This window comes from Bradyrhizobium sp. UNPF46 (assembly GCF_006658625.1).
Taxonomy (GTDB): Bacteria; Pseudomonadota; Alphaproteobacteria; order Rhizobiales; family Xanthobacteraceae; genus Bradyrhizobium; species Bradyrhizobium nitroreducens.
In genome coordinates, this window is record NZ_LFJB01000064.1 from 1 (window position 1) to 26,827 (window position 26,827).

26 protein-coding genes and 1 tRNA gene are annotated in these 26,827 nt (G+C 64.5%); 8 read left to right on the top strand and 19 right to left on the bottom strand.

Features of this window, described 5'->3' with window-relative positions; all coding sequences use genetic code 11:
- Positions 1-3,111, top strand: a 3,111-nt coding sequence (locus UNPF46_RS24145) for an IPT/TIG domain-containing protein (RefSeq protein WP_181770086.1), incomplete at its 5' end; no start/stop codon positions are given.
- A gap of 69 nt (positions 3,112-3,180) precedes the next feature.
- On the opposite strand, the gene UNPF46_RS24150 is transcribed toward UNPF46_RS24145, so the two are convergent.
- Both UNPF46_RS24150 and UNPF46_RS24160 read right to left on the bottom strand, forming a co-directional pair.
- Positions 3,181-4,107 (bottom strand): septal ring lytic transglycosylase RlpA family protein, encoded by a 927-nt coding sequence (locus UNPF46_RS24150; RefSeq protein WP_142251672.1) that lies wholly within the window; start codon positions 4,105-4,107, stop codon positions 3,181-3,183.
- Between the two features lie 936 nt (positions 4,108-5,043).
- Positions 5,044-5,277 carry a hypothetical protein gene (locus UNPF46_RS24160; RefSeq protein ID WP_502705500.1) on the bottom strand — a complete coding sequence of 78 codons (234 nt, stop codon included), beginning with the start codon at positions 5,275-5,277 and terminating at the stop codon, positions 5,044-5,046.
- Positions 5,278-5,490: 213 nt separating this feature from the next.
- Here UNPF46_RS24160 and UNPF46_RS24165 point away from each other — a divergent pair, with 213 nt between their 5' ends.
- On the top strand, positions 5,491-6,081 hold the full coding sequence (locus UNPF46_RS24165; protein WP_100174731.1) for a TIGR00645 family protein: 591 nt from the start codon (positions 5,491-5,493) through the stop codon (positions 6,079-6,081).
- A gap of 41 nt (positions 6,082-6,122) precedes the next feature.
- Complete coding sequence (locus UNPF46_RS24170) at positions 6,123-6,593, top strand: GNAT family N-acetyltransferase (protein WP_100174732.1); 471 nt, start codon at positions 6,123-6,125, stop codon at positions 6,591-6,593.
- Between the two features lie 19 nt (positions 6,594-6,612).
- On the opposite strand, the gene UNPF46_RS24175 is transcribed toward UNPF46_RS24170, so the two are convergent.
- Positions 6,613-6,930 carry a DUF1476 domain-containing protein gene (locus UNPF46_RS24175; protein WP_174718684.1) on the bottom strand — a complete coding sequence of 106 codons (318 nt, stop codon included), beginning with the start codon at positions 6,928-6,930 and terminating at the stop codon, positions 6,613-6,615.
- Positions 6,931-7,184: 254 nt separating this feature from the next.
- On the opposite strand from UNPF46_RS24175, the gene UNPF46_RS24180 reads away from it, so the two are divergent.
- On the top strand, positions 7,185-7,409 hold the full coding sequence (locus UNPF46_RS24180; protein WP_100174734.1) for a hypothetical protein: 225 nt from the start codon (positions 7,185-7,187) through the stop codon (positions 7,407-7,409).
- A gap of 49 nt (positions 7,410-7,458) precedes the next feature.
- Here UNPF46_RS24180 and UNPF46_RS24185 read toward each other — a convergent pair whose 3' ends face one another.
- Positions 7,459-7,650, bottom strand: coding sequence for a hypothetical protein (locus UNPF46_RS24185; protein WP_100174735.1), 192 nt, complete (start codon positions 7,648-7,650; stop codon positions 7,459-7,461).
- 327 nt (positions 7,651-7,977) lie between these two features.
- On the opposite strand from UNPF46_RS24185, the gene UNPF46_RS24190 reads away from it, so the two are divergent.
- Positions 7,978-8,586 (top strand): sll1863 family stress response protein, encoded by a 609-nt coding sequence (locus tag UNPF46_RS24190; protein ID WP_142251674.1) that lies wholly within the window; start codon positions 7,978-7,980, stop codon positions 8,584-8,586.
- A 152-nt stretch (positions 8,587-8,738) separates the two neighbouring features.
- On the opposite strand, the gene UNPF46_RS24195 is transcribed toward UNPF46_RS24190, so the two are convergent.
- From UNPF46_RS24195 to UNPF46_RS24205, 3 genes are all read right to left on the bottom strand, one after another.
- Complete coding sequence (locus tag UNPF46_RS24195; protein ID WP_142251675.1) at positions 8,739-9,122, bottom strand: helix-turn-helix domain-containing protein; 384 nt, start codon at positions 9,120-9,122, stop codon at positions 8,739-8,741.
- A gap of 4 nt (positions 9,123-9,126) precedes the next feature.
- Positions 9,127-9,378: a type II toxin-antitoxin system RelE family toxin gene (locus tag UNPF46_RS24200; RefSeq protein WP_142251676.1), complete on the bottom strand. Its 252-nt coding sequence runs from the start codon at positions 9,376-9,378 to the stop codon at positions 9,127-9,129.
- Positions 9,379-9,666: 288 nt separating this feature from the next.
- Entirely contained in the window at positions 9,667-10,410 is a 744-nt protein-coding gene (locus tag UNPF46_RS24205) for a DUF7168 domain-containing protein (RefSeq protein WP_142251677.1), read from the bottom strand.
- Between the two features lie 990 nt (positions 10,411-11,400).
- On the opposite strand from UNPF46_RS24205, the gene UNPF46_RS24210 reads away from it, so the two are divergent.
- Together UNPF46_RS24210 and tcmP are read left to right on the top strand one after the other, a co-directional pair.
- Entirely contained in the window at positions 11,401-11,838 is a 438-nt protein-coding gene (locus UNPF46_RS24210) for a hypothetical protein (protein ID WP_142251678.1), read from the top strand.
- 239 nt (positions 11,839-12,077) lie between these two features.
- Positions 12,078-12,962, top strand: a complete 885-nt coding sequence (gene tcmP, locus UNPF46_RS24215; RefSeq protein WP_142251679.1) for a three-Cys-motif partner protein TcmP — start codon at positions 12,078-12,080, stop codon at positions 12,960-12,962.
- Here the strand turns inward: tcmP and UNPF46_RS24220 are convergent.
- The gene (locus tag UNPF46_RS24220) at positions 12,932-13,678 is read right to left on the bottom strand and encodes a DUF5131 family protein (RefSeq protein ID WP_142251680.1); all 747 of its coding nucleotides are present in this window, start codon (positions 13,676-13,678) and stop codon (positions 12,932-12,934) included. The two genes, tcmP and UNPF46_RS24220, sit on opposite strands and share 31 nt — an antisense overlap.
- A 244-nt stretch (positions 13,679-13,922) precedes the next feature.
- Positions 13,923-14,012, bottom strand: a tRNA-Ser gene (locus tag UNPF46_RS24225).
- A gap of 238 nt (positions 14,013-14,250) precedes the next feature.
- Here UNPF46_RS24225 and UNPF46_RS24230 point away from each other — a divergent pair.
- The gene (locus UNPF46_RS24230) at positions 14,251-14,673 is read left to right on the top strand and encodes a hypothetical protein (RefSeq protein ID WP_142251681.1); all 423 of its coding nucleotides are present in this window, start codon (positions 14,251-14,253) and stop codon (positions 14,671-14,673) included.
- Between the two features lie 66 nt (positions 14,674-14,739).
- Here the strand turns inward: UNPF46_RS24230 and UNPF46_RS24235 are convergent, their stop codons facing one another.
- The 10 genes from UNPF46_RS24235 to UNPF46_RS24280 form a co-directional block, all read right to left on the bottom strand.
- Complete coding sequence (locus UNPF46_RS24235) at positions 14,740-15,063, bottom strand: hypothetical protein (RefSeq protein ID WP_100174741.1); 324 nt, start codon at positions 15,061-15,063, stop codon at positions 14,740-14,742.
- Positions 15,064-15,407: 344 nt separating this feature from the next.
- Positions 15,408-17,258 carry a dihydroxy-acid dehydratase gene (ilvD, locus tag UNPF46_RS24240; RefSeq protein WP_142251682.1) on the bottom strand — a complete coding sequence of 617 codons (1,851 nt, stop codon included), beginning with the start codon at positions 17,256-17,258 and terminating at the stop codon, positions 15,408-15,410.
- A 302-nt stretch (positions 17,259-17,560) separates the two neighbouring features.
- On the bottom strand, positions 17,561-18,421 hold the full coding sequence (locus tag UNPF46_RS24245; protein ID WP_142251683.1) for an ABC transporter permease: 861 nt from the start codon (positions 18,419-18,421) through the stop codon (positions 17,561-17,563).
- Positions 18,418-19,347 (bottom strand): ABC transporter permease, encoded by a 930-nt coding sequence (locus UNPF46_RS24250; RefSeq protein WP_181770087.1) that lies wholly within the window; start codon positions 19,345-19,347, stop codon positions 18,418-18,420. Before UNPF46_RS24250 ends, UNPF46_RS24245 begins: the two co-directional genes overlap by 4 nt.
- On the bottom strand, positions 19,347-20,333 hold the full coding sequence (locus UNPF46_RS24255) for an ABC transporter ATP-binding protein (RefSeq protein WP_142251685.1): 987 nt from the start codon (positions 20,331-20,333) through the stop codon (positions 19,347-19,349). The genes UNPF46_RS24250 and UNPF46_RS24255 overlap by 1 nt, the downstream gene beginning before the upstream one ends.
- The gene (locus UNPF46_RS24260) at positions 20,330-21,313 is read right to left on the bottom strand and encodes an ABC transporter ATP-binding protein (RefSeq protein ID WP_142251686.1); all 984 of its coding nucleotides are present in this window, start codon (positions 21,311-21,313) and stop codon (positions 20,330-20,332) included. Before UNPF46_RS24260 ends, UNPF46_RS24255 begins: the two co-directional genes overlap by 4 nt.
- Before the next feature lies 1 nt (position 21,314).
- Positions 21,315-22,952, bottom strand: a complete 1,638-nt coding sequence (locus tag UNPF46_RS24265; protein WP_142251687.1) for an ABC transporter substrate-binding protein — start codon at positions 22,950-22,952, stop codon at positions 21,315-21,317.
- 28 nt (positions 22,953-22,980) lie between these two features.
- Positions 22,981-23,796, bottom strand: a complete 816-nt coding sequence (locus tag UNPF46_RS24270) for a sugar phosphate isomerase/epimerase family protein (protein WP_142251688.1) — start codon at positions 23,794-23,796, stop codon at positions 22,981-22,983.
- A 456-nt stretch (positions 23,797-24,252) separates the two neighbouring features.
- Positions 24,253-24,636 (bottom strand): GrlR family regulatory protein, encoded by a 384-nt coding sequence (locus UNPF46_RS24275; protein ID WP_100174748.1) that lies wholly within the window; start codon positions 24,634-24,636, stop codon positions 24,253-24,255.
- Between the two features lie 30 nt (positions 24,637-24,666).
- Positions 24,667-26,700 (bottom strand): NAD(+) synthase, encoded by a 2,034-nt coding sequence (locus UNPF46_RS24280; protein ID WP_142251689.1) that lies wholly within the window; start codon positions 26,698-26,700, stop codon positions 24,667-24,669.
- Positions 26,701-26,827: the final 127 nt, after the last annotated feature.

Genomic DNA, 26,827 nt, shown 5'->3' on the forward strand with positions numbered 1-26,827 from the left:
AATTCGGCGACATCGATCACGGCGACCTCGCCGGCGGGGACCGGCGTGGCTGACGTCAGGGTCACGACCCCAGGCGGAACGTCGGCAACTTCGGCTGCCGACCAGTTCACTTATGTCGGCACGCCGACAGTCACATCGATCTCGCCGACGGCTGGTCCGCAGACCGGCGGCACGACCGTGGTCATCACCGGCACAAACCTTTCCGGCGCGAGCGCGGTCACGTTCGGAGCAACGGCGGCAACAGGCTTCACGGTCAATTCGGCGACCTCGATCACCGCCACGTCCCCCGCCGGCACCGGCACGGTTGATATCAGGGTGACGACTACGGGCGGCACGTCGGCGACCTCCGCCGCCGACCAATTCACCTACGTCGCAGCACCAACCGTCACCTCGATCTCACCGACGTCGGGTCCGGGTGCGGGCGGCACCACCGTCACCGTCACCGGCACCAACTTCTCCGGTGCAACGGCCGTGACCTTCGGCGCAACGCCGGCGACCGGCTTCACCGTCAATTCGGCGACCCAGATCACGGCCACATCGCCGGCCGGCACCGGCACGGTTGACATCAGGGTGACGACCGCCGGCGGTACCTCAGCGACCTCTGCTGCGGACCAGTTCACCTATATCCCCTCGCCGACCGTCACCTCGATCTCGCCGACATCGGGCCCGGCGGTGGGCGGCACATCGGTGATCATCACAGGCACCAACTTCACGGGCGCCACAGCCGTGACCTTCGGGGCAACGGCTGCGACGGGCTTCACGGTCAATTCCGCGACATCGATCACCGCGACCTCGCCGGCCGGGGCCGGTGTCGTGGACGTCAGGGTGACGACGACGGGCGGCACGTCCGCGACTTCGGCGGCCGACCAGTTCACCTATTTCGGCACGCCGACGGTGACGTCGATTTCGCCGACCGCTGGCCCGCTCGCCGGCGGAACGTCTGTGACCGTCACAGGCACCAACTTCACCGGCACGACAGCCGTGAAGTTCGGCGCGACGAATGCGACCGGCTTCACGGTCAACTCCTCGACCTCGATCACCGCCACGTCCCCTGCCGGCACCGGCACGGTTGACGTCACGGTGACGACGCCAGGTGGGACGTCGGCCACCTCGGCTGCCGACCAGTTCAGCTACGCCGCAGCGCCGGCAGTCACGTCGGTTTCGCCGAACGCAGGGCCTGCAGCGGGCGGCACCTCTGTCACGATCACCGGTTCTGCACTGTCGGGTGCGACCGCCGTGAAGTTCGGCGCAACCAATGCCGCGAGCTTCACGGTCAATTCGGCAACCTCGATTACGGCAACCTCGCCCACCGGCACCGGCATCGTCGATGTGACCGTAACGACACCGGGCGGAACATCAGCCACATCGGCATCGGATCAATTCAGCTACACGCCCGCACCGTCCGTGACCTCGATTGCGCCGGCCTCCGGATCGGCGGTCGGCGGCACGTCAGTTGCAATCACGGGGACCGGATTCACCGGCACCACCGCAGTAAAATTCGGCACCAACAATGCAACGAGCTTCACGGTGAACTCGGCAACGTCGATCACGGCGACATCGCCGCCCGGCGCCGGCACGGTCGACGTCACCGTGACGACAGGCGGTGGCGCATCGCCCACCTCGGCCGCAGACAGGTTCACTTATCTGTCCGCCACGACGGCGACGGCCCTCACCTCCTCGAAGAACCCGAGCAGCTACGGTGAGTCGGTGACGTTCACGGCGAACGTAAGCAGCTCCGGCGGGACGCCGACGGGAACGGTGACGTTTTTCGACGGCACGACACCGATCGGCACGTCCACATTGTCAGCCGGCATCGCCACCTTGGCAACCACGACGCTCGTCGTCGGCAATCACACGATGACGGCGACCTACAACGGCAGTCCCGCCTTCAATGCCTCGACATCCCCGGCGCTGACCCAGTCAGTCGACATTCCCGCCGACAGCGCCAGGCTGCGCGCGCTCCAGCTCAACGTCACCAAGGTGGTGGCGCAAAACTCCGGCCAGGCGATCTCCGGCGCGATCGACACCGCGATCTCGGAAGGGTTCAGCAGTGGCGGGCAATACGTCATGCCGGGCGCCGGCGGGCTGCGCGTCAACTTCGCCGCCGCGCCTGACGGTGACGAGGATGACGGCAAGCCCCAGTCCGCGTCCCAAAGCGCCAATGCCCATGCCGGGAGGGAAAGCTCCGGCCGGGGCGGCCGCGCCACGCGAGGCGCCTCGCGGATCGACGACGCCTTCGCCGCCATCGACCGGGCCGCGCCGAACACGGCGCCGGTCGCGCGCTTCAAGCAGCAAAAGGACTGGCTGTTCTGGATCGACGTGCGCGGCACCGGCATCGACCGATGGGGCTCGTCCGGTAATATCGGTCAGGGGGCAACCCAGGCCACGCTCTACGGCCAGCAGATCAACCTGCTGTCCGGCCTGACCTATCGGGCGGCGCCGAACCTGCTGGTCGGTATGACCGGCGGCTACGAGAACTTCCGCTACACCCAGACCGACATCAACGGGAAGCTGAAGGGCGACGGCTGGACTGTCGGCGCCTATCTCGGCTGGAAGATCATCCCGACGCTGCGCTACGACGTGGCGGTGACCTATTCCGGCATCGGCTATGACGGCACCGCCGGCACGGCCCAGGGCAATTTCAACGGCAATCGCTGGATGTTCGCGACCGGCTTCACCGGCACCTACAACTGGGCCAATTTCACCATCGAGCCGTCGGCCAAGGTGTACGCGCTGTGGGAGCATGAGAATGCCTATGTCGATTCGCTCGGCACCCAGCAGGCTGCCCGCACCTTCTCGAGCGGCCGTGCGTCTGCGGGCAACAGGATCTCCTATCCCGTGCCGTGGCTCGATAGTGTGCTGCTGGCGCCGTATGCCGGCGTCTATGCCGACTACTACTTCACCCAGGACGACGCGGCCGCGATCGTCGCTGCGGGCGGCATACCGCTGGCGTCCACACCGCTGCTCCAGGGCTGGTCGGCGCGGGTTACGGGCGGCATCGGTGCCAGGCTGGCGAGTGGGGCCGCGGTCGGCTTCGGCGCCGAGCTCGGCGGCATCGGCGGCAACACGCAGATATGGACGTTCTCGGGACGCGCACGCATCCCGTTCTGATCCCGGGAGATGACGGCGAACCGGTGCGCGCGACGCCGCCAGCCAGATCTGCTTGCTTGGTGCCTGCGGCTAGTAGAGCCCGCGACCGCTCAGGATGCTGCGGGCCTCGGCGGCGCCGTCGGCCGATGAGGACGTGCTCTCGGCGGCGTAGCGGCCGTCCGTGTCATAGGATACCGCGCGGGCGTTCTGGAGCGCCCGGCCCCGGCTGCGGCTCGAAGCCGACATTTCCGAGGTCGCATTGAGCGAGGCCATGTCGGCGGAGGTGGTTCCGAGATTATAGGGCCGCCCCTCCGGCATCGGCACGTCGCCGCGAATGGCACTGCGGCTCGATCCCGGCAATTCCGGCACGAAGGGTCTTGCCGAGGCGACCCGGACCATCGAGGGCGACGGCGCCGGAACGCCGGTGCGCAGGGTCGCCAGGAGCTGGCGGTCGTCGGAGCCTTCGAGCGGCGCCCGGCCGACATATTCGACACGGACCTTGGCGACACCATTTCCTTTGAATTCAAGGAGTTCGGCGGCCTTGTTCGAGACGTCGATGAGCCGGTTGCCGTGATAGGGCCCGCGGTCATTGACGCGGACGATCAGCGACTTGCCGTTCGAGATGTTGGTGACCCGGGCGTAGGACGGCATCGGCAGGGTCGGATGCGCCGCGGTCAGCGACGTCATGTCGAACACCTCGCCATTGGCGGTCAGGCGGCCGTGGAAGTCATCGCCGTACCAGGACGCCATGCCCTCAGCGCGGTAGTTGACGTCTTCCTCCGGAACGTAGGTCCTGCCCGCCACGACATAGGGCTTGCCGACGCGGTAGGTGCCGCCGCCCTTCGGGACCGGCTCGCCGAAAGCGACCACCCGGGGGCTCGAGGACACGCCGTATTTCGGATCGACGCGGTTGGCGAATTTGTTGGAGGAGGCGCAATTGGCAAGCGCAACGCAGGTTGCGACCGCCGCAACACCGCGCGCGGCCCGCAAAACCGAATCTGACCGTCGGATCCCCATTCGCCCCAAATACCATTCCGTCGGAGGTCTGCCCAATCCGCCTTGGCAGCGGCGCAGCCCGTCCGGTCCTTTGATCCGAGGCGGCCCACCACCGCGCCGGAAGCGGTAACGATAACGCAACCCGAACACGGCGGAAATGGGGAGCGCGCAGCGATCCCGCCGGGATGGTAAACGGGACGTTCGCATTTTTCCGTTGTTCTACGGAACATCCCGGACATTCTGTTGCGCCAAATCCTCACTCCACCCCCATTGTCGCCGGCTTCACTGGAATTCTTTTGACTGTGCAAGGCCGCACGCGTTCTCTCGGATGCAAGGGCGGGATTTGGAATTTAACGATGATCGAGACGGTTTCGGCACTGATGGGCTTGGTAAGCGCGGGGATCTTCCTGGCCCATGCGTTTGAAGGCTACCGCACGAGGGCCTGACGGCACTCGCGCGAGAGGCAAGCATCACCTCTTTCAAGACGGCACGTTCGGACAATTTTAATCGATCCGACCGAGCATCGAAGACGAGAGCGGCAGGTGTCCCATGCGCAACCATGATCTGGTCTCTGACGGCTTCCTGGCATTGACCGCCGGCGGTTTGGTCCTGCTCTGCTCGAGCCTCATGGCACTGGCCTTCGCCTGAGCGCCACACTCCCCTTCCGAATTTCCAACCCGCGGCACCACCGCGACGCGGCACGCAACGTGACCGGTACGGTCGCGCTCCCGTCTAGTTGATTGAATTTCCGAGTTCGGCGCCTCGACCTATTTCAAGAGGCCATCACCAACGAGGGTGACGCAAATGCTTGCCGAGAAGTTTTTCCTGGTTCTGGAATCGCTGATCCGCGGACACCGCACCTATCCCGACGGAAGCCCTCGAGTCATCAGCACCTCCCCGCACGTCCCGATGAGGCTGACTGGTCAGAAATAGTCGGACGATCGAGCGCACATCCGCTCAGCGCAGGCCCAGCAGGGAGCGGCGATAGCGGCCGTCGCGGGCCTCGGTCTGGCAGACGAAGCTGCCGTCGAATCCCTGGCCGTACCGCTTCTGGCCCTTTCGGTAGTAGACGCCCTTCCGAAAATCCAGCCAGACCACCCTGTCCTGCGGACAATGACGCTGTGCCTGCGCCTCGTAGCGAAACGGCGTCAGCGGTGTCGCCGACAGGTCCGTGGCGCCGGCGCCCATCATGATCGCACCGGCGAGCGCGACCCCGCCGGTCCACCTGCCGAAGCCGCGCTGAATCACGCCTCGCCTCCCGATCCGGGCCGCCACGCGACGGCCGCGGCACGCTAGCACGAAATGACGCGATCCGCCGACGCCGAGGCGCGCGGCGTCTTCCGCCGGCCATCTTGTCGGGCTAGATGAAAGCGAGATCGTTGCGATTGCGAGGATGCTGCCTGAATGTCGGTTGAGCCTGGGCCCCAATCCGAACCTCGTACCGAACCACGCCCGCCCCTGCCGCGCCTGGGTCTGCTGCCGATGATCATCTTCGGCTCGCGCTGGCTGCAATTGCCGCTCTATCTCGGGCTGATCGTGGCGCAGTGCGTCTACATCGCGTTGTTCCTCAAGGAGCTCTGGCACCTCTCCTGGCACGCGCTCGATCTCACCGAGCAGCAGATCATGATGAGCGTGCTGGCGCTGATCGACGTCGTGATGATCTCCAACCTGCTGGTGATGGTCATCGTCGGTGGCTACGAGACCTTCGTCTCGCGGCTCGACCTGCAGGGCCATCCGGACGAGCCGGAATGGCTCGGCCACGTCAATGCCAGCGTCCTCAAGATCAAGCTCGCCATGGCCATCATCGGCATTTCCTCGATCGCACTGCTGCGCACCTTCATCGAGGCTGGCAATCTCGGCTCGAACCGCGCCGGTTACACCGAGACCGGCGTGATGTGGCAGGTGCTGATCCACATCACCTTCATCGTCTCGGCGCTCGGCATCGCCTATGTCGACAAGATCAGCGACTCCGGAATGCGCAAACATGCCGAGTGACGCGCTCAATTTGCGATACACCTGCTGGATCCGGAGTCCACATGTCCACCGATGACGTCTCCTTCAGGCCGGCGCGTCCGGACGACGCAGAGACCGTGTTCAACATCACCAAAGCCTCGATCGCCGGCCTTGCACAGGGATGTTATTCACCGCTGCAGATCGAGAACTGGATGGGCGAACGGACACCCCGCTTCTATGAGGACCTCATCGCCAAGGGACGAATGACCGTCTGCCTTCGCAACGACGTCGTCGTCGGCTTCGTCGATGCCGAGCCCGGCGAGGTGACCCGATTGTTCATCCTGCCCGAGGCGGCCGGCTCCGGTCTCGGCCAGCGGCTGCTCGATATCGGCGTAGTCCAAGCGCGGCTGGGCCATACGGGGCCGATCCGTCTTGAAGCCACGATCAACGCGGAAGGCTTCTACCGACGATACGGCTTCAGAAGCACAGGCAGAGGGCAATTCTCGCACGGCCTCGGCGGCGAGCCCATCGAGATCGTGTACATGGAGCTGTGAGCAGCAAACCGCGCCTTGCTCAGGCCTTTGCTTCGAGTTGCTGAACGGCCTGATGCAGGCATTCCTGGAACTTCGCGGCGACCTGCTCGCGCGCCACACCCTTGGCGACGAGATCGCCTGACACCTTGTCCAGGACCTCGTCGATCGTCCGGCTCTCCAGATGGTCCGTCGCCAGCGCCGTCGCGTAGCTCGTCGCGGCATCGCCGCTGAGCCCGAGCTGGCCGGCAGCCCAGAGCCCGAGCAGCTTGTTGGACCGGGCCGTCGCCTTGAACATGAGCTCCTCGTCGTGGGCGAATTTGGCCTCAAAGCCCTGCTCGCGCTTGTCGAACGTGGTCATGGTCGGCTCCATTGCGTTTTCGCTGATGGGGATCGGACTGGCTGGGAGCGAACGTCTCCGTCATTCACGTCAGTTGAGGATCATTTGAATCTTCCGGCGGAAGGCAGACGGCGTCAAGCCTGCGCTGGTGGCAGGCCCAGCGCCTTTGCGGCGGCTACCAGCTTCGGGCCAGCCAGACCGGCTAAGGGAAGGTGTTTACCATTCGTTAAGCAGACTCAGCGCCGCATGGGTGCGTGGAAATCGAGAGCTGACGCATGAACAGAGAGCTGCGGGAGTTTCGACGACTTGAACGGGTCTGCCTGGAGCAGGCCGCCCTTTCCACCCTGGACCTTGCGCGAAGCGGATTGCTCAAGGTCGCCGACGATTGCCGCATCGCGGCGGAAGCTATCGAGGCCAAATCGCCTCGCGGCGCATTGGCAGGCGCCGTTGAGGCGCTGAAGCTGGCCTTGAGCGCGACGCGGGTCTCCCACCGGCACTAGCTCCGGTCATCCTCGGGCGATCAATCCAGGGCACGCCGACCGCGATCGGTCAGGCCTTTGCCGTTGCCGCCTCGCGTGCGAGCCGCTCGGCCCTCAGCCGCTCCTTATTGGCGTAGAACGCCTTCTGCGCCTCTTCGTGGTCGCGCATGGCCTTTTCGGCCTCGATCCGGCGTGCCGCATCGCGCGCCTGGCGCTGCTCGGGGGTCAGGGGTTTGCGTCGGAAAGAAAGGTCACCAGTCATGCCGAGATAACGCGGAGCTGAGGAAAGAGTTCCGCAGCGCCGCACCGGGCGCATCGCCCGAACCCAATTCAACTGCCCCCTACGCTCCCCGACAAAAACCGCAAAACAACCCCATGCACAGTAGCTAAGTCCCGGCGGCGTAACGTCTTTTTGAGTCCGCGAAAAGCACCCTCTGGCCCGCCGGGACCAGAAACTGACCGCCATCTTCGGAACATCCGTCCACGATGGAAAGTTCCCAAGGCTCGGAAAGCGTCGTCGTTGAGACAGGTCAATACGGGCAAGCCCAGGCTCTGCTGTCTTAGCTCCGGCAAGTAGATGGAGACGGCCATGTCACAGCAGAGCAGCATGCATTTCTACCTCAATTGGGCCAAGGAGCGGATCGACGAAATGGATGCCGCCTTGGCCTCGTTCGAGGTCAAGGCCGGCCAGGCCAAGGCTGAGTCCAAGGTCAAGACAGATCAGCTCCTGTCCGACCTGACGACGCGCCGTGACGCGTTTCAGGCAATGCTCAAGACCCAGGCCGAAGCAGGTGAAGCCGCCTGGACCGAGGCAAAGGCCGACCTGGAAAAGCAGTGGGCTGGCTTCGAAGCCCAGGTGAAGACCTATTTCGAAGGCGCCGGCAAACAATTCGAGCAGCAGCAGGCCACGTTCAAGGACGTTGCGGCCGCACAGGCAAAAGCCTGGCGCGAAGCCGCGGACAAATTCCGCGACGCCGCGGGCAAAGTGGCCTCAGCCCGCACCGTCGATGTCGATGCCGCGCTCAAGCAGATGAAATCCGATGCGTCCGAGGCCGAGGCGCGTCTGCAGAAGCTGAAGCAGGCCGGCAGCGAATCCTGGTCGGTCCTGAGCGACGCCCTCGCAGAGTCCCGGAAGGCCTTTGATCAAGCGAACCAGGCGGCATGGAACGCGCTGAAGGGTGCAAGTCCGAAGAGCTGAGGCTTTCGGTTCGTCGAAAGCCCCGAAGAGACGGGGCGCAAGAACCCGCGTGGCTCGTCCGGAGCCAAGCGCGGGTCACGCGCCCCTCTCCTCCACGACCAGCGCGCCGATCAATGCTGGCGGGCCGTGCACGACGACGATGAGCACTATGTCTACGAAAGCCACTCCAGCGGCACGTCCAAAGCCTTCGCGAGTTTCGCAATGGTTTCGGGGGTTCCCGTGCGACGCCCACTTTCGAGATCGGACAGATAGCCCTGACCGATACCTGTTTTGAAACTCAAATATAGTTGCGTCTCACCGCGCCAGTTGCGAATGGCTTTCAGCCGGCTCTCACCTCGAAGAATCGCAGCACTAACCTCCGGGGGCAGCACGACGCCGCCGGAAGCCAATTCGGCCTTCCGCGCATCGTAGATGGCGACGTCATCAGCATCCTCGGCCTCACGATCGGCGCGCTCAAGGAGTGCCTCATATTCGGCCCGGGGCAGCACCACGAGCTCTTCGCCGTTAGGCGTCCGAATGATCTGTGGTCCACTCATAGCCTTAGCTCCCTTTGTAAGTCGTCGTAGCCCTGCGGCCGATGTAGATCGCCAGGATCGTGGTAGCATCTTCATCGAAGATTACCCGGTAGCTGCCAATGCGAAGACGGTAGCCGTCACGGCCCTGAAGGGCCTTCACGTCGCCTTGGCCCGTCATGGCGTAGCGGTGAAGCCCAGCTTCGATCCGCTCGCGAGCGTCTTGCGGAAGGGCATCGAGATCCTTCGCGGCGCTCAACGTGAGGGCGATCGTTTTCATGGGCGATAATATCGCATTACTAGACGACTCGTCAAGCGATAATATCGCAAACCCCTGACCCATGAAAGAGATGTTCCGGCAGCATCGACGGGGCGCACGATTCACGGCGAGCCATCATAGCACCGGCCCAAATCGGCTATCGCATCGGGCTCCGACATGGGCCGTGGCGGACCGGAATTACGGTGATGCTGAATTACGGTGACACTGCTGGACTGCATTTCATCAGCACGCCGTCAGCATGGACGGCTGACATCGCCATGTTCTCAATTCCGGCCGAAGCCGCGCCCCTCAGCTTCCCTTGCGGACGGTCCCTGACTGCGTCCCGCCAAGGCCGGGATTGATGGCCAGCGACGCTCCGGCAGCGCCGCCGGCTTCATAGGCCGTCATCGAGACCATCCGGCTGGTGCTGCGCACTGTCCGGAGCTTGAGGTCGAGCTTGTCCAATTCTGCATCGACCACCGAGGTCTTGAGGACGACCAGCCCGCGGCCGGTGCTTTCGTTGACTTGATCGCGACTGGCCTTGATCGCCACCAGCCTGTCCGCGATCGAAGCCACCATCCCGAGCGCGAAGGAGGCGTTGGCCAGATGCCGCTGCTGGTGCCGGAACCTGCCGTAATCAACCGAGGTCTTGAAGCGTCCGAGTTCGGCGCGCACGGCGCCGTCGATCAGTTCGGCCAGATAGTGCGCGACCTCGACATCCGCGCCGAGACCGAAGAACACATAGATGTTCTCCCCGCTTGCGTTCTTCTCGCGCCAGACCCGGCAATCGCAGAAATGCGCGATCGCGCCGACGCAATCGTCCAGGGGAATTCGCTTCTTGCGATGGGTCTCGAAGACCCTCCGTTCGCACGGCGAGGCGCGCAGCTCGACGTCGGAGAGCGACAGATCGTGGCGATCCAAGAGCTCGGCGACCTTGGCGGCGGCCGACAGCGCCTCGTCCTCGGTGCAACCATTGGCGATCGTCTTGGCGCGCAACGCCTGAATGCGGAGCTTGAGCTTGTCGAGCGCGGCTGGACTGGACGTTTGATTCACTGGTCACCTGCTCGGGGAAAGCCTGGCCGACGGATCGCGGTCGGATCGAGTGGCGGATGGGCACCACATCTTCTCCTTGCCTTCACGATCGGGATATCGGACAGCGGTTGGTAGAAGGCTGTCATCACAGAAGGTCATGGAATGTCGAATAGGCGGTGGATGATCATCCTGCTGGTTACCGTGCTCGCCGTTTGCTCGATCGTGGCGGGCGCTCGGTACTATCTAAGCAGGTGCCATGGCATGGACGCGTGCGCAGCCGCCGAAGCCGAAAGCCATGAGCGCGATAAGCCAGCCGAGCCACAATAGTTTTTTGGTCCAAGGACACAATAGTTTTTCGGTCGAAGAATCAGGCTCGACACATCTTGCGCACGCGCTCCACGCCCATGCGCGCAGCTCGCCCATGAAGTTCGACATGATTGGATGGCCCGAAGGAAGAGGCCCGTCAGCCTGAAGCGCGCGCCTCTCTATCGAGCCGACTGGCGAGGGCAGATCTCAACGTTGCCGCCCGTGGGTACCGCACCTCCAGCAATGCCGGTTCGATATTCCAGTCGGCATCCACTTTTGACCGGACGACATCCTCTCGCGTCGCAAAGCACCTGTCCCGTCGCAGCCGCTGCATGTTGTGCCGAAGGCGCGGCAACTGCTGTGGTCTTGGCACCCAAGACTGCAAGCAATATCACTGCGTTCGTAGCCAAAAAACGGTTCAACATCGCATCATCCTGCCGCGGACTTCCTGTCCCCATCGGATGCCATTTGAGATTGCAGGGGAAACGGGGTCAAGACCAATGAAGCTTAGAACGAGATAATAGGACGCTTGCCATGTTCGCCTCCACAGAGCGCGCAATCGCGCTGCGGAAGCCCTCTCCTGAGTCGCGGCGGTAATGAAGTAGCCGCGAGCTTCCCACCTAAGAATGACAACATCCGGTGCGTTACGGCTTGCGCTATCGTTCCGGTTGCGATTGGATGACGCTTTAGGTCCGGGGGGCCAAAATGCGTAATTTGGGAATTGTGGTGCTTTGCGCGGCACTGGGCGGCTGTGCCGCCGCGCCAAAAATGGGATGGGTGCGGGTCGACGGCCAATCCTCTCGTGACAACCCCGTTCTACAAACGCAATTCGAAGTCGATAGGACTTCCTGCCTTGGAGAGCGTAACAAGGCCGCACTGTCTGGCGTGTCCGTTGCTAGCGGTGGTTTGGCGGCTGCTATGGCTGCTCAGGAGCGATCAAACGCCGCTGATACCGTTGGCCAAGGCTGCATGGCGGAGAAAGGATACCTCCTGGTAAAGGAGGAAGAGGCCGACGCTAAGCGCGCAGAGCTGGCAAGGGTTGCCGAGTTGAAGAAGCAGCAAGAAGCTTCGGCCGCAGCACCAGCGCCAGGCCAAAGAAGCCGGCCTCCACAGCAAAGCCGTCAAGCTGATCAGAAGAAATGAAGATTGCGATTCTATCGGCCGCCGACGTTGCTGGTTGTACACAGCGACGCTAATGGGGCGCGGACTATCTAAAGTAGACTTCCGGATTCGTGAAAGACCGATCGTTGATCGCGCGGGCCGCACTTGGCGCTTGGACGTTCTTGCTTAATAAAGTGACTGCCAATCGTCAATCAAGGTAGCGAGCTACGTTGCGCGGAATGAAGCATTTTGAACACGCGCGTTCGGAAGACGGAGGACCTATGACTGATCACGAGTTTGGCGACCAGCACACCGAGCTAAAGCTTTCGATAGTCGAAAAGTATCTTCACTTCTTTACGACCGCCCTGCGTAGGAAATTCCCAGAGCTTTGGTATATCGACGCCTTTGCAGGTACCGGCTATCGGACAGTTCGTCATGAGGCTATTCCAGCCAACTTGATTGACGCTGGTGAACCAGCGCGGATTGAGCGCCGCCGCGGCTCCGCGAAAATCGCAATCGATGTTACCCCCCGCTTTGATTTTCTGGTGTTCATCGAAAACAAACCGTCATATGTGCGAGCGCTCGAAGACCTGCGAGCGAGACACCCCAACAGGCGCATCGCAGTCGTGAAGAAAGACGCGAACGAAGGACTGAAGTCCCTGCTCGCGTCAAACAGCTGGGGATCGACCCGCGCTGTTCTCTTCCTCGATCCGTACGGCATGGAGGTCGACTGGTCGACTTTAGTGGCCATCGCGAAAACGCAAGCGATCGATGTCTGGTACTTGTTTTCGCTGGCAGGCTTCTACCGTCAAGCCACACGCGACCACGCCGACTTGGACGATGACAAAAGAGCAGCTTTAACGCGTATGCTGGGCACGGACGATTGGGAGCGCGATTTGTATTCTGCAAACACAACGTCCGACCTTTTTGGCGGCGATGACGGAGTGTCCCGGCGACGCGACGCTGATCTTGTGGCGTTAGAAGCCTATGCTAAGAAGCGGCTAGAGACGATCTTTGGTGCTGTCCTTGACCCTCTGCCGTTGCCACTGCACGAGCGGCCACAGCGTTTTTCTTTATTCTTTTGTATATCGAGCCAGAACCCCGCAGCCATCAGATTGGCGAGGAACGTCGGCAATCACATACTCAAGGCTGGCATCTCATCATAGGTGCGGCCGTCCAGCATGCGACCTGTAGCCTTCTTGTTCTTGCCGCCCCACTGTTTGAAGAAAAACGCTGTTTTGTGCCGTCGACAGGCGCGCTTGATCTCGCCAACCCACTCGGCATCCATCGGCCGGGCGCCGGGCCCGCTCTCGCCTCCCACAATTGCCCAATGAATATTCTTGAGGTTGGCGCCGGCCACTGGGCCGAGCAGCGGCTCAAACGAGATGAACCGTACCGCAGCGCGCACATTACGCAGTTCATCGATCCTGCCGAAATAATCCGCACTTTCGACACTAGTGCCTAGCCAAACGTTTTGCAGCACCGGCAGTCCTGATGTGATCTCAGCCATCCGATCCGGTCGCTTCGTGAGGATCTGGTAGGTGTGGCGTGGAGTCGCCGCCATAGTTGCCCAGACCTCGGCCACGAACGAAGCCGGCACGTTTGAATGGAAAAGATCGGACATCGAGTTTACAAAAATCTGGCGCGGTTTACTCCAACGCTTAGGCGTCTCCAGTGCCTTGCGATCAAGGAATAGTTTGCCGGTCCACTTAGCTCGGCCGCCAGTCTTACGAGTAAGGCCGCGGTACTTCTCCGCGCCCATCGCCTCCAAGCGTGCCGCCATCCGCATTGCGTAGCAATTGGTGCAACCAGGCGAGAGGATGCTGCAACCAGCCACTGGGTTCCACGTTGCATCGGTCCATTCGATGGAAGTTTCCGCCATGACGAGCACCTTTCAGGGCGTAGAGAATCACAGGAAAATGGTGAGATTTCTTTTAACCTACATGTCTCCTACGTCCTGCTCACCTTCCTACCAACGCTCGCCGTGGTTCTGCCTCGCCAACCCTAGGCCACGCGATCTCACTCTCGTCCTTTAGCTAGAAGTACGACGGCTTAGGAAAGAGTTTAGGAATTGATTGCTTATGCCGATTATTCTTTCAGCAGATCAACAAGTTATGAAGTTTTACTGGCGGAAGGGGTGGGATTCGAACCCACGGTACCCTTGCGGGCACGCCGGTTTTCAAGACCGGTGCCTTAAACCACTCGGCCACCCTTCCAAGCCTGGAATGGCTGTCGCTTAACGCAGTCGACGGCGCATGGCAACGCGAAGTTGGGCTGCTGTGTGATGGAGTTTGGGCGGCTGCGAGGGCGTTGTTGCCGCCCGGGACTTGGCGAGGCCCTGCTGCGGCCATCGTTTAAGACGCCTTGGCGCCTGCGGAGCGCACCTCTCCGTTGACCCGGATCAAAGGATTTCCGCCGCCCGTCGCTAGCGTGGGTTGATGCCATGGACGGAGGATGAAGATGAGGCTGAAGCGACTCCTGGTAGCCGTTGCGCTCTTGGTTGGATTTGCGACACCTGCAGTGGCGCAGCCGTTTCCGCGTCCGGTGCTTCAATTTACCGGTCAACTGGTCTTTGGCCCAACGCTCATTGTCGGGCTGACGGTGGTCAACTGGCGCAATTACTCGCCTGCGCTCTTCGCAGAATCACCAAAGCTGCCGCCGTGCGGGCTCAATACCTCGGCGTCGCGGACCTGGGTCGATATCTACAACGCCAGAAGCCAAAGGCTCTACGGATTCTGTGACTTCGCCGATCCGTCCAATCTCTCGCAACTCTATTTCTCGGTTCCCATCACCCAGCGGCCAAGGGCGGTTTACATCACGCTCACCGACCGGTTGCGGCGCCGCATAGTCGTGTCGAACAAGGTGGCGATTCCGTAAGCCGTGCAAAAGAAAACGCGGCGCCCGAGGGAGCGCCGCGTGAATTTCGTCGTTGCTGCGTTGGCCTCAGTACCCGCAGGACGCACACCCCATCTGCACCGGCGCGTAATACGAATAGCCCGGCGAGACCATCTCGACGCGCTGGCGCGTGGCGTATTGCGGCGGGATGCGCTGGTACTGGACGCTGGGCGGCGCGACCATCACGGTCTGCGGCACCATCACGGTGCGGTATTGCGCGGGCGTGCGGTGCGCGACTACGGCGCCCGGCGACACCATCACCGTCTCGTCGACGGTGCGGTATTGCGGCGCGACGTATTGCTGCTGATAGCAGGTCTGGCACGGCGGCGGTGCGTAGCAATTGTAGCAGCCGGCAGAGGCTGCGCCCGTCATGGAAATCGCAGCGACGGCGGTGGAGAAAACAACAGCAAGAGTACGCGACATTATGTGGTGCCCCAATTGCCCGAAATGGATTTGCGAAGGTTGGCGCAGTATACGCCGCAAAACCTTGCTTTGCCGAACTTCGTGGAGGCATCCTTAACGCGAACGGCCGGCGCAAGCCGGCCGTTCAGGACTCGTTGACCATTGATGCTGGCGCAACGACCAGATGAGTAGCCCGGATGGAGCGTAGCGCAATCCGGGACCGGTCTCTCGTCGCGCCTCGCATTTGCCCCGGATTACACCAACGGCTCGGCGCTTGACGCCGACCTGTTGGCTCCATCCGGGCTACAAGGCCCTTATTTCGGACGCCGCTTCACCTCGCGCACCGCGCCGCGCGCGGCGCTGGTGGTGAGCGCGGCGTAAGCCTGAAGCGCGGTCGAGACGTTGCGCTTGCGGCCCACGGCCTGCCAGGCGGTATCGCCCTTCGCCTCTTCCGCGGCGCGACGCTTGGCGAGCTCCTCGTCGGAGACCTCCAGCGTGATGCTGCGGTTCGGGATGTCGATGGCGATGATGTCGCCGGTGCGCACGAGACCGATGTTGCCGCCTTCGGCGGCTTCCGGCGACAGATGGCCGATCGACAGGCCGGACGAGCCGCCGGAGAAGCGGCCGTCGGTGACGAGCGCGCAGGCCTTTCCGAGGCCCATCGATTTCAGATAGCTGGTCGGATACAGCATCTCCTGCATGCCAGGGCCGCCGCGCGGGCCTTCGTAGATGATGACCACGACCTCGCCGGCGACGACCTTGCCGCCCAGGATGCCTTCCACGGCGGCGTCCTGACTCTCGAACACGCGCGCGGGGCCGGAGAATTTCAGGATCGAGGCATCGACGCCGGCGGTCTTCACGATGCAGCCGTCCTGCGCGAGATTGCCGTAGAGCACGGCGAGGCCGCCGTCCTTGCTGAAGGCATGCGCGAGATCACGCACGACGCCCTTCTCGCGGTCGGTATCGAGCTCGTCGTAGCGGCGCTCCTGGCTGAAGGCGACCTGCGTCGGGATGCCGCCGGGCGAAGCGCGGTAGAAGGTGCGCACCGTCTCGCTCTTGGTGCGCTTGATGTCCCAGCGCTCCAGCGCCTCCTTCATGGTCGGCGCATGCACCGTCGAGACCGCGGTGTCGATCAGACCGGCGCGATCGAGCTCGCCCAGGATGCCCATGATGCCGCCGGCGCGATGCACGTCCTCGACATGCACGTCGGCGACCGATGGCGCGACCTTGCAGAGCACGGGCACGCGGCGCGACAGCCGGTCGATGTCCTGCATGCTGAACTTAACCTCGCCTTCATGGGCGGCGGCGAGCAGATGCAGCACGGTGTTGGTGGAGCCGCCCATCGCGATGTCGAGCGTCATCGCGTTCTCGAACGCCGTGAAATTGGCGATGTTGCGCGGCAACACGCTCGCATCGTCCTGCTCGTAGTAGCGGCGCACGATATCGACGATGGTGTGGCCAGCCTCGACGAACAGCCGCTTGCGGTCGGCATGGGTCGCCACCACGGTGCCGTTGCCGGGCAGCGCGAGGCCCAGCGCCTCGGTCAGGCAGTTCATCGAGTTGGCGGTGAACATGCCCGAGCAGGAGCCGCAGGTCGGGCACGCCGAGCGCTCGATCACCTTGACGTCCTCGTCGCTGACCTTGGAGTCGGCGGCGGCCACCATGGCGTCGATGAGGTCGACGGCCTTGGTCTTGCCCTGCAGCTTGACCTTGCCGGCCTCCATCGGGCCGCCCGAGACGAACACGGCGGGGATGTTGAGCCGCAGCGCGGCCATCAGCATGCCGGGGGTGATCTTGTCGCAATTGGAGATGCAGACGAGGCCGTCGGCGCAGTGCGCGTTGGCCATGTATTCGACGCTGTCGGCGATCAGCTCGCGCGACGGCAGGCTGTAGAGCATGCCGTCATGGCCCATGGCGATGCCGTCGTCGACCGCGATGGTGTTGAACTCTTTCGCCACGCCCCCGGCCTGCTCGATCTCGCGGGCGACGAGCTGGCCGAGGTCCTTGAGGTGGACGTGGCCCGGCACGAACTGGGTGAAGGAGTTGACGACCGCGATGATCGGCTTGCCGAAATCGCCGTCCTTCATGCCGGTCGCGCGCCAGAGGCCGCGGGCGCCCGCCATGTTGCGGCCGTGAGTGGTGGTGCGGGAGCGATAGGCTGGCATGGCGGTTTCCGTCCTCGGGTTTGCGTGGGCCGGGCGGGAAAATATGGTGCCACCTCAGGCCTTTCCGGCCGGATAGCGCACGGGGGGAACGGGCGCAACGGGAACTTGGGGCGGACAGGGCTCCCCTGCTCCCGGCGCGGGGGCTGGTCCGTGCCCCGGACGCAGCGCAGCGTCATCCCGGCGATGCGAAGCATCGTCCGGCGCGACGGTGCGCTGCAGAGCCGGGGCCCATGTGGCCGCGTGTGCTGCGGCCTCCTGGGTCCCGGCTCGCGCTTCGCGCGTCCGGGACACGAGTGTGAGACCTACTGCAGCGTCGGATCGAGCCGATCGCGCAGCCAGTCGCCGATCACGGAGACCGCCAGCGTCGTCACCACGATGGTGGTGGCCGGCGCCAGCATGATCCAGGGCGCCCGGGTGAGGTATTCGCGGCCGTAGCCGACCATGTTGCCGAGGCTGGTCATCGGCGGCTGCACGCCAAGCCCGAGGAAGGACAGGCCCGACTCCATCAGGATCACTTCGGGGAAGACCAGCGTGGTCGAGACGATCAGGGTCGAGGCGATGTTGGGCAGGATGTGCCGGAGGTAAATCCGGGGCGGCGTCGCCCCCAACTGGCGGACGGCGGCGGCATAGCCTTGCGCGTTGGCCGAGATGGCAAGGCCGCGGGCGATCCGGGCGTAGCGCTCCCAGCCGAACAGGCCCATCAGGCCGATCAGCAGCGGCAGCGAATTGCCGAAGAAGGCGAGCACCGCGAGCGCCATGATCAGGAACGGCATGCTGGCCTGGAAGTCGGTCAGCATCAGCACGAATTGCTCGACGATCCCGCGGAAATGCGCGGCGAGGAAGCCGAGCGTGGTGCCGACGATCGCCGAGATCGCGGTCGCGCCGAAGGCGATCAGCAGCGAGATGCGGATCGAGACCAGCAGCCGCGACAGCACGTCGCGGCCGAGCTCGTCGGTGCCGAGCCAGTGCGCGACGTTGCCGGGTGCGGCGAGCCGGTTGCGCAGGTCGAGCTGAGTGTAGCCGTACGGCGCGAGCTTCTCGGCGAAAGCTGCGACCACCAGCATCGCGACGATCCAGGTGATCGCGAGCAGGACCGAGACCGGAATCGCTGGGAGATTGATGCGGCGGCCGCTGGCCGTGTCCTTCAACGTCGCGTCGGTCATGCGTGCGCTCCTTTGGCGCGCAGCCGCGGATCGAGGAAGCCGTAGAGGAAGTCGACGATCAGGTTCGACGTGACCATGGTCATCGCGACCAGCAGCAGGATGCATTGCACGACGGCGAGGTCGCGGTTGGCGACCGCAACGACGAGCAGCCGCCCTACTCCCGGCCATGCAAACACGCTCTCGACCACGACGGCGCCTGCGATCAGCGTGCCGACCATGAAGCCCAGAATGGTCACGGTCGGGATCGCCGCGTTCGGCAGCGCGTGCGAGGTCACCACCTTGCGCCACGGCACGCCTTTTGCGGACGCGGTGCGGATGTAGGGCTGGCCGAGCACTTCCAGCATGGCGCTGCGGGTGAAGCGTGCCAGCACCGCGGCGCCGCCGAGGCTCAGCGTGGCGATCGGCAGAATAGCATGGCGCCAGCTGTCCTGTCCGCCCGAGGGCAGCCAGCCGAGCTGCACGGCGAAGACGAGAACCAGCAGCAGCGCCAGCACAAAGCTTGGCACGGTGAAGCCGGCGACCGCCGTCATCATCACGGCGCGGTCGATGGCGGAGCCGCGATGCAGCGCGGCGTAGATGCCGGCGGGAACGCCGAGTGCGACCTTGAAGGCAAACGCCGGCAGCGTCAGCGCCAGCGTTGCCGGGATCCGCTCCAGCACCAGCTCGATCGCGGGGCGGCCGTCGCGCATGGAGCGGCCGAGCTCGCCCTTGGCGATAGCGTGGAAGTAATCGAGATACTGGAACCAGATGGGATCATCGAGGCCCCAGGCCTTGCGGAAGGCCGCGAGCACCTCGGGCGGCGCCTCGGGTCCCAGGATCATCAGCGCGGGATCGCCCGAGAGACGCAGCACGACGAAGGCGAAGGTCACGACGAGCACGATCGTGAGCGCGGCACGGCCAATGCGAAGGACGAAATAGCGTCCCATCACGCGGCGTCCCGCGCCTGCGTGCCCGTGACGAGATGACAGGCCACCTGCCTGTCACCGTCGACGGCCGAGAGCGCCGGCACCTCGCTCGTACAGCGCGTGATGGCGCGCGGGCAGCGCGGATGGAAGGCGCAGCCCTTGGGGCGTGCCGCCGGGTTCGGCGGATCGCCTGCCAGCACGATGCGGCCGGCACTGCGGCGGCCCGGCGCGGGCGATGCCGAGACCAGCGCCTGCGTGTAGGGATGCTCGGGGCGCGCAAAGAGATCGTCGGCGCTGCCGATCTCGACGATGCGGCCGAGATACATCACGGCGACGATCGTGCTGATCTGCCTGACGACGCGCAGATCGTGGCTGATGAACAGCAGCGTCAAGCCAAGCTGAGCCTGGAGATCGCAGAGCAGGTTCACCACCTGGGCCTGGATCGAGACGTCGAGCGCGCTGACGGGCTCGTCGCAGACGAGGAAATCAGGCTTTGTGGCCAGCGCGCGCGCCAGCACGATGCGCTGGCGCTGGCCGCCGGACAGCGCACCCGGGTAGCGCACGCCATGCACCGGCGTCAGCTCGACGGCGCGCAGCAATTCGCGCACCCGGTCCTCGCGCTCCGCGGCCGTGCCGAGGCCGTGAATGTCGAGCGGCTCGCGGATCTGCGTTGCCACCGGCAGGCGCCGGTCCAGCGCGCCGAGCGGGTCCTGGAAGATCATCTGCATGCGGGCGCGCTGCGCACGCCATGCGGCCGTCTCTAGCGTAGCCATCGGCTTGCCGTCGAACCGCACCTCGCCGCTGTCCGGCGGCTCGAGCCCGAGCACGATGCGCCCGGTTGTTGACTTGCCGGAGCCGGACTCGCCGACGAGGCCGAGCGTCTGGCCTTTGCGGATCGTCAGCGACACGCCATCGACCGCGTGCACGGCCGCAGCTCGGCCGAACATCCCGGAACGCATGGAATAACTGCGAGAGATCGCGGACACCTCGACGAGCGGCGGGTTCATTCGGCGGCGATCCCGAGCAGCGCGCGGCGCGAGGCTTCGGCGCGGATGCAGGCGACAGCCCGATCATCGGCGATGGGCGCCAGACTCGGCGCGGAAACACCGCACGCCTCGGCGGCCATCGCGCAACGCGGCGCGAAGGCGCAGCCAACGGGCATCTGCGCGGGATCGGGCACCGTGCCGGGGATGGCAGTGAGGCGCCGCCGCGGCCCGTCGAGCGGCGGCAGCGCGCCGATCAGGCCTTGCGCATAGGGATGCACGGGATCGGCGAACAGCTGGTTGCTCGGGGCCTGCTCGACGATGCGGCCGGCATACATCACGGCGACGCGGTCGCAGTTTTCCGCGACGACGCCGAGATCGTGGCTGATCAGCACCATCGCCATGTTCATCTCGCGGCGGATGGTGGAAAGCAGCTCCAGGATCTGCGCCTGGATGGTGGCGTCTAACGCCGTTGTGGGCTCGTCCGCGATCAAGAGGTCCGGATTTCCGGCGAGCGCCATCGCGATCATGATGCGCTGGACCTGGCCGCCGGAGAATTCGTGCGGATAGGCCTCCAGCCGCCGTGCCGCATCAGGAATGCCGACGAGATCGAGCAGCCGCCGCGCTTCCGCCTTCACGGCGTTGCCGGAAAGGTCGCGGTGCAGCGCCAGCGCTTCAGAGAGCTGCCTGCGGATGGTCAGCACCGGATTGAGCGCACTCGCGGGATCCTGGAAGATCATGGCAACGCGCCCGCCCCTGACCTGGTCGAGCTCGGCGGCCGGTGCGCCGAGGAGCTCGCGGCCATCGAGCCGGACCGAGCCCGAGACCCTCGCATGACGCGGCAAGAGCCCGAGCGCAGCAAGCCAGGTCACCGACTTGCCAGATCCGGACTCGCCGACGAGGCCGAGCGCTTCGCCCTTCTGCAGGGCGAGATCGACGCCGCGCAGGACCGGCACGCCGCTGAAGGCGACGCGCAGGTCCTCGATGCTGACCAGCGGCGACACCTCAGGCCTCGAAATTGCCGGCGCGGAAATCCATCGCGAAGGCGGGCGAGGCCTTCCACTTGATCGATTTCGGCTTGGCCGTGAAGGTCGCATTCTGGTGCAGCACCGTGTAAGCGGGGTCCTCGCGCTCGGCGATCTCCAGCATGCGGCGGAATGCCTTCTTGCGGGCGGCGCGATCGGTCGACGTCTCCAGGAACTCCGAGAGCTTGTTCAGCTCGACATTGGTCCACTCGCCGATCTGCTGCTGCTGGCCGTTCGGGCCGTGCTGGGCCACCAGCGAGGACACGGGATCGTTGAAGGCGGCCGAGTTCGACCAGTCGCGCACGGCGCGGGTCGGCGCACGCTCCATGATCTGCGACCAGTTCTCCTTGGTCTCGATCTGGACGTTGAGGCCGACAGACTTCCACATCTCGACCAGCACCTGCGCGGTCGCGACCTGGTTGGTGTAGTAGTTGTTGAGCAGGCGGTACGGAATCGGATCGCCCTTGTAATTGGCCTGCTTGAGCAGATCCTGCGCGAGCTTGGGATCATAGGCCGGTACGCTCCAGTCGGCGTTGAACATGTCGCCGTAGAATTCCCATTGCAGGCCCTTCGGCACGCGGGTGCGGCCCGCCCACAGGCTGTCGACGATGGCCTGACGGTCGATCGCATGGGTGAAGGCGCGGCGCACCAGGGGATTGGCGAGCACGGCGTGGTTCTTGTCGAACACGGTGAGGCGGTGATTGAGGATGGTGCCGCCCTGCACTTCGAACGCCGAATTCTTCTCGATGCCGGCGATCTGGTCCGGCGGGATGTCGCAGGCGAACTGGTATTCACCCGACAAGAGCCCGTTGATGCGGCTCGCCACTTCAGGCACTTCGAGGAAGCGGATGCGCTTGAGCGGCGGACGGCCGCCCCAATATTCGTCGTGCGCTTCCAGGGTCAGCGACACGTCGGGCTTGAGCTCGACGACCTTGTAGGGGCCGGTCGTCACGGGCTTGCGCGCCCAGTCGAGATAGCTTGCGGATTCCTCCCAGGCGCGGCGGTTCATGATGTCGGAGCCGTAGCGCGACAGCCGGCCCTCGATGGTGACGTCGGGCGTCGCGTTGTAGAAGCGCACGGTGTACTTGTCGACGGCATCGACGCGCACGAGGTCCGGCCAGATGCGGCGGGCAACCGCGGGCACGTCCGGCGGCAATTCCTTGCCCGGCCGCGGCGTCGGGATCTTCTCGAAGGCCTGGATGGTGCTTCGGCTCTTGGCCTCGGTCTCGCCGAACATGCGTTCGCGGCTGAAGGTGAAGACGACGTCTTCGGCCGTCAGCTCGTCGCCGTTGTGGAATTTGACGCCCTGGCGCAGCTTCACCTCGACGGTCTGGTCGTCGATGCGGCGCCATTCGGTGGCAAGGCCCGGCACGGCTTCGAGGTTGCCGCGCCAGTTCTTGGAGATCAGGCCTTCCCAGATCGAGGAGAAGAACACGCGCTCGCCGACGTTGGACTGCTCGCGCAGCACGTCGAGCACGTTCGCGTTGGTCACCTTCTGCACGGCAACCGTCACCGACGGGCGGTTGTCGCCTTGCGCGATGGCAAAGCGCGGCAGCAGCAGCGTGCTCGCGACAGCGCCTCCGGATTTCAGGATGGTGCGACGGGTAAATCTGCTCATGGCGGTAGCCCTGCCCTGGATGATACGATTATTCGGCGAGACCGAGCGCGGCGAGATGCGCCGCGCCCTTGCGGACGTCGTCGTGATTGCGAAGCTCGAGGATCAACCGCGGGTTGGAATTCAGCCGTCCGAGCGCGCGGAACACGGCGACCCAGGGGATGTTGCCTTCGCCCGGTGCCCAGTGCCGGTCGGCAAAGCCGTCGGTGTCCTGCAGATGCACATGCGTCAGCATGTCGCCGGCGGTTTCGACGTAATAGTCGACCGGCGGCGCGCCGGTGGAGATGTGGGCATAATTGGCGTGGCCGGTGTCGAGCGAGACGCGGACCTTGGCGCTCTCCAGCGCCTTGGCGAGGCGGACGCGGTCGCGCGGGTCCTTGTCCTCGATGTTCTCGATGACGATCTCGCAGCCGATGCTCTCGGCGCGCGCGATCACCTCGGCGAGCGTTGCCTTGACGCGTTCGACGATATTGGCGCGGTTGTCGGAATAGAGATCGAGATTGTTGTGGTCCCAGGTCGTGAACGGCGAATGGATCACCATCTGCGTCGCGCCGAGGAATTCGGCGGCATCGAGGCCCTGGATCAGGCGCTTGGTCACGGCCTGGCGGATCATGGGATCGTGGCTGTCGATCTTGAAGCCCCAGAACGGGCCGTGGATGCCGAGCCGGCCGGTATGGCCGGACAGCATCTGCTTGATGTCGGTCGCAGCACTCCGCCAGTCGCCGTCGAGCAGATCGGCGCGGAAGAAGTCCTGGATCTCGAGATCGCGCTGCCGGTCGAGAAGCCAGTCGCGATGCGCGGGGATCGATTTGATGGACAATGCTGCGCCCAGCACCGGCTTCGACATGGCTTGCTCCTTGACCGTCAACGATGACGGGAGCAGCGCTAGACCAGTTCAATGACAGGCCGGTGAAATGCAGGTTCCGCAGCGTGAGGAGGTGTGGACATCTCCTGGCGCGCTCCCGTTCCAGGCCATCGCGATCGCGGCGTCGATGCCGAACGGACACATGGCAAGCGGTATCTGTGTCCGTAGTGATCCGGAATGGAATCCTATCGCGATGTCACGTACATCGCGTGCATCGATCGGCGGCCACTTCCACGGGCATCACCCTCTGATCGCGCGACATGGGGTTGGGGGACCACATGGGGCGGGGGATTGAAGGCTGGGGCAAGGTGACGAGGTCCGGACTCCTAGGCACTCCGGACCTCGAAACTTTCTGACATTGAACGCAACTTCGCGCCGTCCGGCTGGGGCATCCGGGCGGCGCGTTGTCGTTTCAGGAGGGCGGCCGCTGGAGCCCGCTCACATTGCATCTTTCAGCGTCAGTCTCGCCGTGAATGTCACGCTGGTTTTGCCGACCAGGGCCATGCCTTCGACCTCGGCGCCGCCGGCAGAGTAGTCGCCCGAGAAGCCGCAGGTGACCTCCCTTCCGCCGAAGGCAAGCGTTCGGCCGACGGCTTCGGTGTGCTGGTTGACGATCATGTCGCCGCGCCACTTGCCGTTCCGGAAGGTGTAGCTGCCGGTGTAGTAGAAATAGCTGTCGCCGCCCATGATGCGTCCATCGCAGAGCACGACGACACCCCTCGCCTGACCGCGCTTGCCGTCGCGCATCTCGATGTCGAAGATGTAGAGGCCGTTGACGACTCTGGCCTCCGCCTTCGCTTCTTCCCCATCCGCCGCCGACATCAGGTCACCCCCAACGATCCGTCGCTCCGATCAGTTCGGCACGTTCCGCTCGAGGTCCTCGAGCCACGCCGCGGCACTCGAATCCGATGGCGCGCGCCAATCTCCGCGAGGCGACAACGAGCCGCCCGCCGAGACCTTCGGGCCGTTCGGCATCGCCGAACGCTTGAACTGGCTGAAGGCGAAGAAGCGGCGCAGGAACACCTCGAGCCAGCGGCGAATCTCCTTGAGGTCATAGGCCTTGCGCCGGTCGTTCGGAAACGCCGGCGGCCATTCGCCCTTGGCAACGTCCTTCCAGGCGTGCTGCGCCATGAAAGCGATCTTGGATGGGCGCATGCCGAAGCGCAGCGTGTAGAACAGGTTGAAATCCTGCAGCTCGTACGGCCCGACGGACGCTTCCGTGCTCTGCGGCTTCTGGCCGGGCTCCACCGGCACCAGCTCGGGCGAGATCTCGGCGGTGAGGATCGAACCGAGCGTGCGGTTGACGTCACCGCTGAACTGCTTCGATGCGATCACCCAGCGGATCAGATGCTGGATCAGCGTCTTCGGCACGCCGGCATTGACGTTGTAATGCGCCATCTGGTCGCCGACGCCGTAGGTGCACCAGCCGAGCGCGAGCTCGGAGAGATCGCCGGTTCCGATCACGATGCCGCCGTGATGGTTGGCGAGCCGGAACAGATAATCCGTGCGCAGGCCCGCCTGCACGTTCTCGAAGGTGACGTCATAGACCTTCTCTCCCCGGCCGAAGGGGTGACCGATGTCCTTCAGCATCTGCGTCGCGGTGGTGCGGATGTCGAGCTCCTGCCAGCTCGTGTGCAACGCCTGCATCAACGCCAGCGCATGGGTCTTGCTCTCGCTGCCGGTGGCGAAGCCCGGCATGGTATAGGCCAGGATGTTCTCGCGCGGCAGGCCGAGCAGATCGACCGCCTTTGCGGCGACGATCAAGGCGTGGGTGGAATCGAGCCCGCCGGAGACGCCAATGACGACGCGCTTGGTGCCGGTGGCGCGCATGCGCTGCACGAGGCCGGCGACCTGGATGTTGTAGGCCTCGTAGCAATCCTGCTCGAGCAGGCTTTCGTCGCTCGGCACGAAGGGAAAGCGCTCGACCTTGCGCAGGAAGCCGATATCGGCGGATGGCGGCCTCAAGGCGAACGTCACCCTGCGATAGAACGCCTCCCGTTGGCGGCGATTGTCGTCGAACGTGCCCATCAGGGCGCGCTCCTGCCTGAGCAGATCGAGATCGACGTCGGCAGTGGTGACCTGGCCGCCCTGGCGGAACCGCTCGCCCTCGGCCAGCAGCACGCCGTTCTCGTAGATCGAGGTCTGGCCGTCCCAGGACAGATCCGTGGTCGATTCCCCGGCGCCGGCAGCCGAGTAGACGTAAGCCGCAAGGCAGCGCGCCGACGTCGACTGGCACAACAGCGCGCGCGAGCGCGCCCGGCCGATCGTGATCGGGCTGCCGGAGAGATTGACCAGCACGCTGGCGCCAGCCAGCGCGAGCTCCGAGGCCGGCGTTACCGGAATCCACATGTCCTCGCAGATCTCGACGCCGATGGTGAGGCCCGGAACGTCCTCGGCCGAGAACAGGAGGTCGACGCCAAACGGCGCATGCAGCCCGCCGAACGCGATGGTCTCCCCGACCATGCCGGCGCCGGAGCCGAAATGCCGGCCCTCGTAGAACTCGCGATAGGTCGGCAAATAGGTCTTCGGCACCACGCCGAGCACGTTGCCGCAATGAATGACGACGGCGCAATTGTAGATGCGATGACCAAAGCGCAGCGGGGCGCCGACGATCAGGACCGGCATCAGCCCGGCTGAGGCCTCGACGATGCCGGCAAGGCCCCGCTCGACAGCGTCCAGCAGCGGATCCTGCTTGACCAGATCCTCGATCGCATAGCCGGACAGGCACAGCTCGGGAAACACGGCGACCGCCACCGACTGCTCGTGACAGGCATTGGCCGCCGCCAGCACGGCCTTGGCGTTGGCCGTGGGATCGGCGACATGGGAGGTGGTGACGCAGGCCGCCACGCGCGCAAATCCGTGAGCGTAGATCGAGTGGAAAGTCATCGAGCGCAGTACCCTTAAATCTCTTCGCGGCCGAAGCCGTCAGCTCCGGACCCTATGTAGCCCATCGGCCGCGGCCCGTGCAGGCCATCCGCCGTCATGCATAACGGATTTGCAGGGTCGCCTGGCC